This window comes from Nonomuraea maheshkhaliensis, from assembly GCF_039529435.1.
Lineage (GTDB): Bacteria > Actinomycetota > Actinomycetes > Streptosporangiales > Streptosporangiaceae > Nonomuraea > Nonomuraea maheshkhaliensis.
Map to the genome: position 1 here is coordinate 50,883 of NZ_BAAAMU010000029.1, position 12,336 is coordinate 63,218.

The 12,336-nt window shown below is 67.8% G+C and carries 13 protein-coding genes, 1 tRNA gene and 1 pseudogene; 8 read left to right on the forward strand and 7 right to left on the reverse strand.

The window, feature by feature from the left end:
- Positions 1-46: 46 nt before the first annotated feature.
- Positions 47-505: a RidA family protein gene (locus tag ABFX54_RS21135; protein ID WP_346107244.1), complete on the reverse strand. Its 459-nt coding sequence runs from the start codon at positions 503-505 to the stop codon at positions 47-49.
- Positions 502-657: a Sp36 family protein gene (gene sp36, locus ABFX54_RS21140; protein WP_132612464.1), complete on the reverse strand. Its 156-nt coding sequence runs from the start codon at positions 655-657 to the stop codon at positions 502-504. Before sp36 ends, ABFX54_RS21135 begins: the two co-directional genes overlap by 4 nt.
- Before the next feature lie 77 nt (positions 658-734).
- Here sp36 and bagA point away from each other — a divergent pair, with 77 nt between their 5' ends.
- Positions 735-1,736, forward strand: coding sequence for an ATPase BagA (gene bagA / locus ABFX54_RS21145; RefSeq protein WP_346107245.1), 1,002 nt, complete (start codon positions 735-737; stop codon positions 1,734-1,736).
- A complete protein-coding gene (gene bagB / locus ABFX54_RS21150) occupies positions 1,733-2,860 on the forward strand; it encodes an ATPase BagB (RefSeq protein ID WP_346107246.1) in 1,128 nt (375 codons plus the stop codon). Before bagA ends, bagB begins: the two co-directional genes overlap by 4 nt.
- 50 nt (positions 2,861-2,910) lie before the next feature.
- On the opposite strand, the gene ABFX54_RS21155 is transcribed toward bagB, so the two are convergent.
- Entirely contained in the window at positions 2,911-3,207 is a 297-nt protein-coding gene (locus ABFX54_RS21155; protein WP_020542548.1) for a WhiB family transcriptional regulator, read from the reverse strand.
- A 242-nt stretch (positions 3,208-3,449) separates the two neighbouring features.
- On the opposite strand from ABFX54_RS21155, the gene ABFX54_RS21160 reads away from it, so the two are divergent.
- Positions 3,450-5,741, forward strand: coding sequence for a transglycosylase domain-containing protein (locus ABFX54_RS21160; RefSeq protein WP_346107249.1), 2,292 nt, complete (start codon positions 3,450-3,452; stop codon positions 5,739-5,741).
- Between the two features lie 291 nt (positions 5,742-6,032).
- On the opposite strand, the gene ABFX54_RS21165 is transcribed toward ABFX54_RS21160, so the two are convergent.
- Complete coding sequence (locus ABFX54_RS21165) at positions 6,033-6,491, reverse strand: GatB/YqeY domain-containing protein (RefSeq protein ID WP_346107251.1); 459 nt, start codon at positions 6,489-6,491, stop codon at positions 6,033-6,035.
- Positions 6,492-6,589: 98 nt separating this feature from the next.
- Here ABFX54_RS21165 and ABFX54_RS21170 point away from each other — a divergent pair, with 98 nt between their 5' ends.
- From ABFX54_RS21170 to ABFX54_RS21185, 4 genes are all read left to right on the forward strand, one after another.
- Positions 6,590-7,453, forward strand: coding sequence for a metallophosphoesterase (locus ABFX54_RS21170; RefSeq protein ID WP_346107327.1), 864 nt, complete (start codon positions 6,590-6,592; stop codon positions 7,451-7,453).
- A 64-nt stretch (positions 7,454-7,517) separates the two neighbouring features.
- Positions 7,518-7,591 (forward strand) — tRNA-Pro (locus ABFX54_RS21175).
- 524 nt (positions 7,592-8,115) lie between these two features.
- Entirely contained in the window at positions 8,116-8,565 is a 450-nt protein-coding gene (locus tag ABFX54_RS21180; RefSeq protein WP_346107253.1) for a hypothetical protein, read from the forward strand.
- Between the two features lie 39 nt (positions 8,566-8,604).
- Positions 8,605-8,847 carry a hypothetical protein gene (locus ABFX54_RS21185; protein WP_346107254.1) on the forward strand — a complete coding sequence of 81 codons (243 nt, stop codon included), beginning with the start codon at positions 8,605-8,607 and terminating at the stop codon, positions 8,845-8,847.
- Positions 8,848-8,949: 102 nt separating this feature from the next.
- Here the strand turns inward: ABFX54_RS21185 and ABFX54_RS21190 are convergent, their stop codons facing one another.
- The gene (locus tag ABFX54_RS21190; RefSeq protein WP_346107256.1) at positions 8,950-9,885 is read right to left on the reverse strand and encodes an alpha/beta fold hydrolase; all 936 of its coding nucleotides are present in this window, start codon (positions 9,883-9,885) and stop codon (positions 8,950-8,952) included.
- A gap of 96 nt (positions 9,886-9,981) precedes the next feature.
- Here ABFX54_RS21190 and ABFX54_RS21195 point away from each other — a divergent pair.
- Positions 9,982-10,056, forward strand: a pseudogene (locus ABFX54_RS21195) (transposase); the annotation flags it as partial.
- A 40-nt stretch (positions 10,057-10,096) separates the two neighbouring features.
- On the opposite strand, the gene ABFX54_RS21200 reads toward ABFX54_RS21195, so the two are convergent.
- A complete protein-coding gene (locus ABFX54_RS21200; RefSeq protein ID WP_346107260.1) occupies positions 10,097-11,131 on the reverse strand; it encodes a hypothetical protein in 1,035 nt (344 codons plus the stop codon).
- A gap of 380 nt (positions 11,132-11,511) precedes the next feature.
- Positions 11,512-12,288: a maleylpyruvate isomerase family mycothiol-dependent enzyme gene (locus ABFX54_RS21205; RefSeq protein WP_346107262.1), complete on the reverse strand. Its 777-nt coding sequence runs from the start codon at positions 12,286-12,288 to the stop codon at positions 11,512-11,514.
- Positions 12,289-12,336 lie beyond the last annotated feature (48 nt).

Here is a 12,336-nt window from a genome sequence, read left to right on the forward strand (position 1 = left end):
TGACCTCCTCCTAGAACATCACTCGGTCATGGTGACATATGCCCACTTAGCCGACTTCGGCGATCAGCTCCACCTCGACCGGCGCGTCGAGCGGGAGCGCGGCCACCCCCACCGCGCTGCGCGCATGCTTGCCCTGGTCGCCGAAGACCTCGGCGAGCAGGTCGCTGGCCCCGTTGGCCACCTGGGGCTGCTCGGTGAAGTCGGGCGCGCTGGCCACGAAGACCACGACCTTGACGATCCGCCGCACCTTCGACAGGTCGCCCAGCTCGCCCTTCAGCGCCGCCAGCGCGTTGAGCACGCAGATGCGGGCCTGCGCCCTGCCCTCGTCGACGCCCAGGTCGACGCCGAGCTTGCCGGTCTGGTGCAGCTTGCCCTCCAGCATCGGCACCTGGCCGGAGGTGTAGACGAGGTCGCCCGTACGGACGGTGGGCAGGTAGGAGCCCACCGGCTTGACCGGCTCGGGCAGCGTGAACCCCAGCTCCTGGATCTTCTGCTCGGGCGTCACTGCTTCTCCCTCTTGAAGTAGGCGACGAGCTGCTCGGGCGTGGCGCCCTGGACGATCTGGACCAGCTCCCAGCCGTCGGCCCCGAAGTTGTCGAGAATCATCTTCGTGTTGTGGATCAGCAGGGGGGCTGTGAGGTACTCCCATTTCTTCATGGGGATCAGATTAGTGTGAGCAATCTCAAAGGATGGTCGTCGGCTTACGACAAGTGACCGTTCGGTAGCCTCGAGACGTGGACTCTCCGGACACGGACTGGACCGACGTACGACTCCACGTCGTCACCGGCAAGGGCGGCACCGGCAAGACGACCGTGGCCGCCGCGCTCGCTCTCGCCCTCGCCTCGGGCGGCCGCAAGGTGCTGCTCGTCGAGGTGGAGGGCCGGCAGGGCATCGCGCAGATCTTCGATCTGCCGCCGCTCCCGTACGAGGAGCGCAAGATCGCGGTCGCGCCCTCGGGCGGCGACGTCTACGCGCTGGCCATCGATCCAGAAGAGGCCATGCTCGAATACATGGAGATGTTCTACGGGATGCGCAGGGCCGGGCGGGCGCTGACCAAGATGGGCATCGTCGACTTCGCCACCACCGTGGCCCCGGGCTTCCGCGACGTCCTCGTGACCGGCAAGACCACCGAGGCGGTGCGCAGGCGCGGCAGGAACGGCCGCAGGATCTACGACGCGGTCGTGCTCGACGCGCCGCCCACCGGCCGCATCACGCGCTTTCTGAACGTCACCCAGGAGGTGGCGGGCCTGGCCAGGGTCGGGCCGATCAAGAACCACTCCGACCTGGTCAGCGGCGTGGTCAAGTCGCCCGAGACGGCCGTGCACTTCGTCACCCTCCTGGAGGAGATGCCGGTGCAGGAGACGCTCGACGGCCTGGCCGAACTGCGCGCCGCGGGCCTGCCGGCCGGGGGCGTCTTCATCAACATGGTGCGCGAGTCGCTGCTGCCGAAGGCGACTCTTGACACGGCTGTCAAGGGCGGATTCGACGCCGGAGAGCTCGTGCTCGGGCTCAAGGCGAGCGGCGTGGCCGACGGCGCGCAGGCCACCGCGCTGGCCGAGGCGCTCGCCGAGGAGGTCGTCGAGCACGCCCGCCGCACCGAGCTGGAGCGCGCCGAGCGCGAGACGCTGGCCGGGGCCGGGCTGAAGAGCTACGAGCTGCCCCTGCTCGCCGACGGCGTCGACCTGGCCGGCCTGTACGAGCTCGCCGAGAGCATGCGCACCCAGGGAGCAGCGTGAAGAAGCCCGCCAGACTCGACGTCGACGCGATCCTCGACGACCCCGGCACCAGGATCATCGTCTGCTGCGGCGCCGGCGGGGTGGGCAAGACCACGACCGCCGCGGCGCTCGGCCTGCGGGCCGCGGAACGCGGCAGGTGCGCGGTCGTGCTGACCGTCGACCCGGCCAGACGGCTGGCGCAGTCGATGGGGCTGACCGAGCTGGACAACACCCCGCGCCTGGTCAGCTCGCCCGAGGGCGACGGCCAGCTCTACGCCATGATGCTCGACATGAAGCGTACGTTCGACGAGATCATCGAGGCGCACGCCGACCCCGAGCGGGCCAGGCAGATCCTGTCGAACCCCTTCTACCAGTCCCTGTCCTCCAGCTTCAGCGGCACGCAGGAGTACATGGCGATGGAGAAGCTCGGCCAGCTCCGCCGCTCGGACGAGTGGGACCTGATCATCGTCGACACGCCGCCCTCGCGCTCGGCGCTCGACTTCCTCGACGCGCCCGAGCGGCTCGGGCGCTTCCTCGACGGCCGGTTCATCAAGCTGCTGACCGCTCCGGCCAAGGCCGGAGGGCGCAGTGCGTTCCGGCTGCTCAACGCCGGGTTCGGGTTGATGGCCGGGGCGATGACCAAACTGCTCGGCGCCCAGGTGATCAAGGACCTGCAGACGTTCGTGTCCGCGCTCGACGCCGTGTTCGGTGGGTTCAGGCAGCGGGCCGAGATGACGTACCGGCTGCTCCAGGCCCCGGGCACGGCCTTCGTGGTGGTGGCCGCGCCCGAGCGCGATGCGATGCGCGAGGCGTCCTACTTCGTCGAGCGCCTGGCCGAGGAGCGCATGCCCCTGGCCGGCCTGGTGGTCAACCGGGTGCACGAATCTCCCGCCCCGGCGCTCTCGGCGGCCCGCAGCGCCGCCGCCGCGGAGGACCTTGAGTCGAGGGGCGAGCACGAGTTCACCGCCGCCGTGCTGCGGCTGCACGCCGGGCGGATGCAACTCGCCGCTCGTGAGAGCCGCGAGCAGGAGCATTTCGTCTCGGCTCACCCCACGGTGCCCGTGGTCCAGGTTCGCGCCATGTCCGAGGACGTCCACGACCTGTCGGGTCTACGACAGATCGGGACTCTGCTGGCGACCGCATAGAAGTACGGCCGGCGTGCGGCGCCGGCCGTACGACGGTCGCCGGGCTGGGGTCAGCCCGCGATCAGCTCGTTGGTTCGTTCGTACTCTTCCTTGGCGGACTCGAGCAGCTCGCGCCACGAGTCCACGTCAGGTCGCCGTCGAAGCAGCGCACGTCGTTCCCGTTCGGTCATACCGCCCCACACCCCGAACTCGATGCGATTGTCCAGTGCATCGGCGAGGCATTCGGTACGGACCGGGCAACCCCGGCAGATGAGCTTGGCTCTGTTCTGCGCGGCGCCCTGCACGAACAGGGCATCCGGATCCGCACCCTTACAGGCGGCACGGGAGGTCCAATCCGTGATCCACATTGTTCGACCCCACTCCCCTTAGGTGGTCAGTCGTCATTTGGGGCCGACGGGCGCGGGCGCCGAGCCTCCGTATTCAATTGCCGCAGGGAGAACGTACGCAACTAGACGTTCGGGCCGACAGACCCCAGAGGACCAATTTCTCGCAGCAGTCTTGACCGGGAATGACTAGTCACCCCCGTCAGTCAAGGCGAAATGGTGTCGTGCTACCGGATAGGTCAGTCTTTCGACGTACCCTTGGTACCGTGCAAGCGCAGCGCAAAGATCGCTCTAACCCCGTACTCAACGTCCTGCGGCTCGTCATCGCCGGGGCCGCCGCGGGGGTGCTCGCTGCCGCAGTGGCTCTGCCGGCGATCGGCGGAGCGGGCATGTCCACGAAGACCGCGGTCGAAGGGCTCAACCTCAAGCCCGAAAACCTCGACGAACCTCCTCTGCCCGAGCGCACCGAACTGTACGACGCCGATGGCAAGCAGATCGCGCAGTTCTACTTCGAGAACCGGCAGGTCGTCCGCCTCGACCAGGTCGCCCCGATCATGCAGACCGCGCTGATCGCGATCGAGGACTTCCGTTTCTACCAGCACGGGCCGATCGATGTGGAGGGAACGGCGAGAGCGCTCGTGAAAAACCTCACGAGCGGCGGCGTGATGCAGGGTGGCTCGTCGATCACCCAGCAGTACGTCAAGCAGGTGCTGGTCAACGCGGCCGAGACGCCCGAGGAGCAGGCCGCGGCCATCGCCCCCACGGTGTCGCGCAAGCTGAGCGAGCTGCGTTACGCGATGGCGATCGAGAAGAAGTACACCAAGAACCAGATTCTTGAGAAATATCTGAACATCGCCTACTTCGGCGCGGGCGCCCACGGGGTGCAGGCGGCGGCCAAGCGCTTCTTCGACAAGCCCGCCTCCAAGCTCAACCTGGTCGAGGCCGCCACGCTCGCCGGCGCGGTGCAAAACCCGGCGAGGACCGACCCCAACGTCGGCGCCGACGCCCGCAAGCGGCTGCTGGAGCGGCGCAACCTCGTCCTGGACCGGATGGCCGAGATCGGCAAGATCACCGTCCAGGAGGCCGCGACAGCCAAGGCGAAGAAGCTGGGCTGGAAGGACGTCAAGGTCCCCGGCGGCTGCGAGGCCAGCAAATATCCGTACTTCTGCCTCTACGTCCAGTACGAGATCCTCAACAACGAGGACTTCGGCAAGAACCAGGAAGAGCGCAGGAAGCTGCTCCAGCGCGGCGGCCTGAGGATCAAGACCACGCTCGACCGCGACATGCAGGCCGCCGCCGAGCAGGCGATCAAGAAGTACGTCAGCTCCAAGGACAAGCCCGTGGCCTCGCAGGCCATGGTCGTCCCCGGCACCGGCGAGATCAAGGCGATGGCCGCCTCGCGCAAGTTCGGCCGCAGCAAGAAGAAGAACGAGATGAGCTACAACATCGTCGCCGACGGGGCGCACGGTGGCGGCCGCGGGTTCCAGCAGGGCTCGACGGCCAAGGTCTACACGCTCGCCGCGGCCCTGGAGGAGGGCCTCAAATACGGTGACGGCTTCCCGTCGCCGTCCGGCTACCAGGCCGGCTCCTACAGCTCGTTCAAGAACTGCAAGGGCCAGAACGTCGGCGACCCCAGCCACACCGTGCGCAACTCCAGCGAGGGCGGCGGCGGCTTCAAGACCCTGGAGAGCGGCACCTGGGGCTCGGTCAACACCTTCTTCGTCAAGCTGCAGCAGAAGGTCGGGCTCTGCGACGTGGTCAAGATGGCCAAGAAGCTCGGCGTCAAGCGGGCCGACGGCCAGAAGCTGCAGGAGGTCGAGACGTTCACGCTCGGCGTCAACGAGGTCGACCCCGTCACGATCGCCAGCTCCTACGCGGTCTTCGCCTCGCGCGGCCAATACTGCAGGCCGCTGGCCATCACCGAGATCAAGGACAGGGACGGCAAGGCCAAGCAGTACAAGCCGAAGTGCTCCCAGGTGCTGGAGGAGGAGGTCGCCGACGCGGTCAACGGCATCCTGTCCGGCGTCTTCACCAAGGGCACGATGCAGGACGTCGGCGGCATCGGGCGCGACGCGGCCGGCAAGACCGGCACGACCGACGACTACATGTCGGCCTGGTTCTCCGGCTACACCCCCAACCTCGCCTCCGCCGTCAGCCTGGGCGACCCGCGCGGCACCTCGGCCCACAAGCTGATCGGGATCACCATCGGCGGCCGGTACTACCCGTACGTGTACGGCTCGTCGATCTCCGGGCGCATCTGGAAAGACTCCATGATCAAGGCGCTCAAGGGGGTCGAGGCGGCCGACTTCGCCTCGGTGGACCGGTCGCGGTTCGGCGGGTGCACCGACAACTGCGCGCCCAAGCCGCCCAAGAAGAAGGACGGCGACGGGCCGCGCGACCCGTTCGACATCTTCGACTTCGGCAACGGCGACAGGGACGGGCCGCGCGACGGGCGCGGCCCCGACCGCTTCGACGACGGCCCCGGCCGCGGTCGCGGCGGGGGCGCGGGCCCGGTGGCCCCGCTCGGGGACACGGCCCCGATCACACCGGTCCGCTGAAGGCGCTGAGGCCTCCGCCCACGGGGTGGGAGGAGGCCTCGACCTGGCGGAGACCAGGAGCGCCCCGGAGGCCCGCAGGGAGGCCCTCAGCGCCTCCGGGTGCGGCGCGTACGAGACGGGCCGAGTGCTCGACGTGTCCGGCCTTGACCCGCGACTTGAACGCTCACGGCGTTGACCGGCGACGCGACGCGTCCGACGCGGACCCGCGCCTTGGACGTTTACGGCGTTGACCGGCGACGCAGCACGTCCGACCAGCCAGGTGGGCCGAGAACCCCGACTTGCCAGAGCGTGTTACCCGGCGGAGAGTTTGGCGCGTACCGCTGCCGCCACTCGACCGCCCTCGGCCCGTCCGGCGACCTTCGGATTGACGGCCTTCATGACCTGCCCCATCGCCTGCGGCCCCGAGGCTCCGGTCTCGGCGACGGCCGCCTCGACCAGCGCGGCCAGCTCCTCGTCTGAGAGCTGCGCCGGCAGGTACTCCTCCAGCACCGCCTGCTCGTCCAGCTCCGCCTGGGCCTGCTCGGCCCGCCCCGCGTTGCCGAACGCCTCCGCCGCCTCGCGCCGCTTCTTCGCCTCCTTGGTCAGGACCTTGACGATCTCGTCGTCGGTCAGCTCGCGGGCCTGCTTGCCGGCGACCTCCTCGACGTTCACCGCGGCGAGTGCCATCCTGATCGTCCGGAGGCGTACCTCGTCCCGGCTCTTCAGCGAGGCCGTCAGATCGGCCTTCAGCTTGTCCTTCAATGCGCTCATGCGCTCCATCTTGCCGTCTGCGCGGACCGCCAGGTCGCCTCGCGCCGGATCTCGGGCATCATGAGTACGTGAGGAAAGCCGTCGCACTGCCCCTGTCCATGCTCGGGCTCGGCCTGGCCGGGCTGGGCTACGCCTCCGTGGTGGAGCGCAACTGGTTCCGTCTGCGCCGTTTCGACGTGCCCGTGCTGGAGCGCGGTCAGCGGCCCGTACGCGTCCTCCACCTGTCCGACCTGCACCTGACGCCACGCCGGACGATGCTGATCAACTGGGTCCGCTCCCTGGGTGCCCTGGAGCCCGACCTGGTCGTCAACACCGGCGACTCCCTGGCTCACCCGGAGGCCGTCCCCTCGCTCCTGCACGCCCTGGAGCCCCTGCTGTCACGCCCCGGCCTGTTCGTCTACGGCAGCAACGACCTCTACGCCCCGCAGCCGAAGAACCCGGCCCGCTACCTGTGGCGCACCTCCAAGAACGACCGTCGCCAGCACGTGCCCAACCTGCCCTGGGAGGAGCTCGGGGCGGGCATGGCGGCCGAGGGCTGGCTCGACATGAACAACACCACGGCCCGCATCAAGGTCGGCGACCTCGACGTGGCCGTGGCGGGCATCCACGACTCCCACATCAACCGCGACCGCTACGACCTCGTGGCCGGCCCGGCCCCCGCCGACGCGGACCTGCGGCTCGGCGTCATGCACTCGCCCGAGCCCCGCAACATGACCCGCTTCGCCGCCGACGGTTACCAGCTCCTGCTCGCCGGCCACACGCACGGGGGCCAGCTCTGCATCCCGTTCTACGGCGCCCTGGTCACCAACTGCGGCATCGACCGCGCCCGGGTCAAGGGCCTGAGCCACCACGACTCGGCCTGGCTCCACGTCTCGGCCGGCCTCGGCACCTCCCCCTACGCCCCGGCCCGCTTCGCCTGCTTCCCTGAGGCGTCCCTGCTGACCCTCGTACCGCGGCGATAAAGGCGGTCACAACCACCTTGGAAGTCCGCTAGACTTTTGCAAGCACGCGCAGCACGGCGTGCACCGGGGTGTAGCGCAGCTTGGCAGCGCGCTTCGTTCGGGACGAAGAGGTCGTGGGTTCAAATCCCGCCACCCCGACCCAGCTAAAAGGCCACTTCCGATCTTCGGAGGTGGCCTTTTTGCATGTCGCACAGCAACAAAGTACAGCTACAGCTCCCCTAGCGGGCTGATCCCCATGTCCGCCAGCTGGCGAGCGCCGGCCGCGCGGACGCGTCCTTCCAAAGGGAGCCGTGACAACTCGCGTGTCACGGCCGGGGGTCGGGGGCGGGAGTTACAGGTCAGCAGGGGCGTGACAGCGCGACAACGCCCCCGTGACAACGGGCGTGACAAGTGCCGTGACGGCCTCGTGACAAGATCGCGTGGCACCCCCATGGGGGCCACGGGCGGGGGCATGGGGGTGGGGTTACAGGTCGGAAGGGGTGCCACACTTCGTGGCCCCCTCCGTGGCACCCCTGTGGCCCCCTGTGACCCCTGCCTCGCGCCCACAACCGAAGGGCCCCGTCTGAGCCCCTGGACCGCTCTCGGCAGGGCTCGACTCCTCGCGCCCCTGAGACAAGCCGTGTGTCCCCTTCCGGTCGCTGTCGGGGACAACTAACTGAGCCGTGGGAATAGAGATCATTGCTCTTGTTGCCGGATCAGCCGCAGCCGGGGCGCTCAGCGCTCTCCCGGAGTGGGTCCGTGGTCTCCTGCAAAGGCGCGCGGAAGTAGACGAAGTCGCAATACCAGCTGTTCCAACGATCGAGAGCCGCGCGGATGAGCTGGCGGAGATCCTGAAGCGCTCGACGACTCTGCTCAGCGAGCTGACGGCCGAGGTTCAGGCCCGAACCGCGACGGCCATGGAGATGGAGGCGAAGGCGAAGCACGCCGAGAACCTGGCTGCGATGCATGAAGAACAGCGTCAGGCCGTGGAGAAGCTGCTGGACGCGAGGTTGGAAGCCCGACTGAAGGAGAGCGGTAAAACGTCCTTCCGCCAGGGTATGTGGCTGAACATCATCAGCGGAGCGTTCTTCTTCGCGGCTGGTGTTGTTGTGACGCTCCTGATTGGCGGTTGATAGGCAGACGGCTCGCCCTTCCCGGCGTACGTTCGGCATATGAGCGTGAATAAGATCATCTGGGTCAAGCCGTTCAACCCCGAGAACCACAACGTTGAGACCGAAGGCCGCGCGGGACGGTGCGGGTGGCACGGGACGAACGAGGGAACGCCCTGCGGCGAGCCGCCCTACGCCAGCGTCAAGTTCAACTATGCGGACTTCCAGCCGGTCTACTCGGCGTGCGCACGTGCCCTCCGGAAGATCTCGGAGGACAACGGCTTCCCGATCCCGCCGAGCCCCTGAGCGCACCTGTCCGCAGCACCCATGGCGGCAGGATCAAAAGTTGCTCTCGGTTGCAGCCCACACGCAGCCGCACGGAGCCATCCAACCGCGGTGCGTGGGCTGTCAAGAACGCACCGAGGCAAGGTGCCTGAGGAGCAGCTTGTTCGTGATATCAGAGGCCTCTTCGGGAATGAAGTGCCCGATGCCCTTGAGGTTCTCCAGCCGATATGGTCCAGTGACCCAATTCTTCGTCGCTTGCACTCCCGACGGCGCGACCATCGGATCCTTTATGCTCGCCATGAAGAGCGTCGGCACCGAAACCCGCTGCTCGTAGCCCTCGAAATCATTGGCCCGATACCAGTTCAGAGCGGCGGTCAGGGCGCCCGGCCGAGAAAGCCGTCGGAAGTACTTCGCGCACTTCGCCGGGTCAACGCCCGGCAGCTTGAGCGGCCCTGAGTCGAGGATCATGTCCTCGGGGCCCGGGGCGGGCTGCCGAAAGTTGTCCATGTACTTGGAAGCCTCCTGCTGCGCAGGATCCGTTCGTAGTGCTTCGGCGAACGCGCCGAGATGCGGCACAGAAACAGCGGTCAGCGAACGCACCCGCCGCGCGTACTTCGCTGCGGCGACCCATGCAACCGCAGCGCCCCAGTCGTGCCCGACAAGGTCGAACCTACGCCAGCCCAGAGCATCAGCCATCGCCCGAACGTCCCGAACCGCATAGTCCAGCCGATATGCCTCGATCTCGGCAGGCCGTACACCTGGCGAATAGCCCCGCTGGTCAGGAGCTACCGCTCGATAACCACGCGCAGCGAGTGCCCGTATCTGGTGCTCCCACTCGATACCGGCCTCGGGAAAGCCGTGGAGCAAGAGCACTTTCCGGCCGCGTTGCGGACCCGCGGCGACAGCATCGAAAATGCCGGCGGCAGTGCGAATCCGTAACGGTGTGATCCGAGGAAGCTCTGCGGCACGTGCCGTACCTGAGATGCCAATGGACGCCAAACCAGCGGCAGCGCCGGCGGTCAATCTGACGAAGTCGCGCCGAGAGTGAAAGATCGACATGTGTTCAGCCTGTCAGACGGCCCAGATGCCGAAGATGAGGACTCCTGCCATCTTCTAGGTAGTGCCAGCCCTACTATCGAGGGTTGGCGCGAGATGGCTGTCGTCATCGCCACCGCCATCACCGCCGACGGCCACCGCGAAGTGCTCGGCCTGGCCGTCGGCGACAGCAAAAGCTTCGGTCGAAACCCAGAGCCATGACCCCAGTGGGTGGTCAAGGGGTTGCTTTGAGGTACCAGAAGTCCACCTGAGCGAGTGCTTCGACGGACGTTCCCGGGGCGATGGTGCCGTACCCGCTTCCATGGACCCACTTTCCGACCAGGCGGGGAATGTAGCGGTTGGACAGGTTGGTCGTCTCGAAGATGAGGCGGCATGGCTTTTCCGCGCGCCACAGCGTTTGAGCGAAGGTGGCCATGACCCCCTCGGTGTGCGTCGCGGAGGCTTTTGTGCTGCTCGCGAGGCCGTAGAAATAGATCAGGTTTTCATCGGCGGTCACGGCCTGGTCTTCGAGATGTGCGCGGAATTCCGGGGCCAGCCAGTCACACACGGCCAGGCCGGCCGTGAACAATCCGATGCAGACCGGCCGGCCCTGCTCGGATGTCACCAAGGTCTGGGTGTCGCCGTGGAAGAGGGCCGCGTTGAAGGTGGACTGTGACTCCTCCATGGAGAGGGGATGATGCCGGCCCAGCCAGTCGAAGCGCTCGCCATAAAGTGCCCACAGTTGCTCTGCCAGGTGCGGGTCGGCGCGTAATGAGGTCGCGTCGAGGATTGTGGCGTTCGCCTCTGCCGGGGCGCGGGGGGTCGGGTCCCGGTGGAGCGCGGCCGAGTAGGCGATCAGGGAGGCGGCGCTGCCCCGGGCGCGCGGGTCTGGGAAATCGCAGGCGACGGCTCCCGGGAAGCGTTCCGTCAGCTCTTTCTTCAGGTGATCCGTGTCGCGATGGTCGTTCTCCACGAGCACGGCGTACTCGGTGGGTAGCGTCCCTTTCCGTTGTCGCTGGAGATATGCGGGTGGTAGCGACAGGAGAAATGTGTTCTCTTGCGCGGTCAGCTCTCGTGCGCGGTCGGCGTCGTATCCGGTCGCGTACTCGATCGGGCAAAGGGCCGGCACCAACTGGTCGGCCACCGGGACGAGAATCGTTCGGGCGTCCTGGACCGCCGCCGCATACTGCGCTTCGGCCAGTAGGCCCAGCCTGCGAAAGCCGGTGTTCTCCCGGTCGCAAAGGCGGCGATAGAACGGGAAGTTGGTCATGCGACCACCCTGCCACGGGACGTGGCGAATCGTCCGCGTGGTCGATCACACCGTGCCGGACCGCGCGGGTGCGCACATTCGGCTGATCAGCCGCCTTCCGGCTGGACGGCATCGGCCCACACCGCATTCATCGGATCGTCCGCGCGCTCTTGCGTTCGTCACTTACTTTCAGCGTGTACTTCCACGTGAATCGGCTTCCGCTCAGCGGCGACGAGAAGCGGGAGTTCAAGTGGCCCCTGGGAGGACAAGCCTCATTTCTGAGCGCTCCACCTGGTGGCTGGGTGACGGGATAGACGTAACCCGAGGCTCAGGGGCTCCGAAAAGCGGTGGGTAGCCGGTTCACCTGAATGTCGGAGTGCGTGGTCTCGTCCGAGGGTGGGTCAGGCGTCGGTGACCCAGTTCATGTGTTCGATCCAGAGGTCGAACATGGCCCGGTCTCCCTGGATGTCCAGGGTCGAAGCCTCCGGCGGGCGGCGGCGGCTGAGGACCAGGAGGAGGTCGGTGGCTGGGCCGGTCACCACGACGTCCGCGTCCGCGTGGGTGCGCTCCAGCGCGACCTCGTCCGGCTCGCGGCGGGCCGTCCACTCGCCCGACGCGTCGGTCGCGTGGAAGTGCAGGGTCTGGCCGTTGCCGCGGAGCGCGTCGGCGAAGGCGGGCCGGTTTTCCCAGTAGCCGCGGGAGGTCATCGTGGCCAGCCAGTCCTCGGTGGCCGCGACGGCGAGTTCCGGGGCCAGGTCGTACCGCTGGCCGAGGGTCGCGGCCGCGTCCGCGCGGTGCACGCAGGCCTCGCCGAACAGCCGGCGTGACCAGAACGGCACGCCTGCCGCGCCGCCCGACGGGTCCCACACCGGCGTGTCGTCGGTGACGGAGGCGAAGGCGCGCTCCGCTTCTGCCGCCCCTTCGGTCAGCCAGGTGCGCCACTGGCTCGAATCTGCCGGAGCCGGGGCGTAGCGGGCGTAGGCGCTGTCCGGCTCGGACAGTCGCTCGCCGACGAGCATGGCCACCATGCGCTGTACGGCGCCGACGTGGTCGACCAGGTCGGCCAAGGTCCACTTCGGACAGGTCGGCACCGGGGCCGTCGCGTCCCTTCCGTCCACCCATTCGGCGAACGTCCTCGTCTGCTCGGCAACGGCCTGCACATACGCGGACGTGTCCATCTGCACCTCCCGGACGCGGGGTCCTGTGCAGTGATACTCCCCTATGAG

What these genes read in the sequence shown, in the direction of transcription:
- ABFX54_RS21190 (WP_346107256.1), bottom strand. Translation starts at nt 9,885, where the DNA reads ATGTCGATCTTTCACTCTCGGCGCGACTTCGTCAGATTGACCGCCGGC.
- ABFX54_RS21200 (WP_346107260.1), bottom strand. Translation starts at nt 11,131, where the DNA reads ATGACCAACTTCCCGTTCTATCGCCGCCTTTGCGACCGGGAGAACACC.
- ABFX54_RS21165 (WP_346107251.1), bottom strand. Translation starts at nt 6,491, where the DNA reads ATGAGCGCATTGAAGGACAAGCTGAAGGCCGATCTGACGGCCTCGCTG.
- ABFX54_RS21170 (WP_346107327.1), top strand. Translation starts at nt 6,590, where the DNA reads ATGCTCGGGCTCGGCCTGGCCGGGCTGGGCTACGCCTCCGTGGTGGAG.
- ABFX54_RS21205 (WP_346107262.1), bottom strand. Translation starts at nt 12,288, where the DNA reads ATGGACACGTCCGCGTATGTGCAGGCCGTTGCCGAGCAGACGAGGACG.
- ABFX54_RS21185 (WP_346107254.1), top strand. Translation starts at nt 8,605, where the DNA reads ATGAGCGTGAATAAGATCATCTGGGTCAAGCCGTTCAACCCCGAGAAC.
- sp36 (WP_132612464.1), bottom strand. Translation starts at nt 657, where the DNA reads ATGAAGAAATGGGAGTACCTCACAGCCCCCCTGCTGATCCACAACACG.
- ABFX54_RS21155 (WP_020542548.1), bottom strand. Translation starts at nt 3,207, where the DNA reads ATGTGGATCACGGATTGGACCTCCCGTGCCGCCTGTAAGGGTGCGGAT.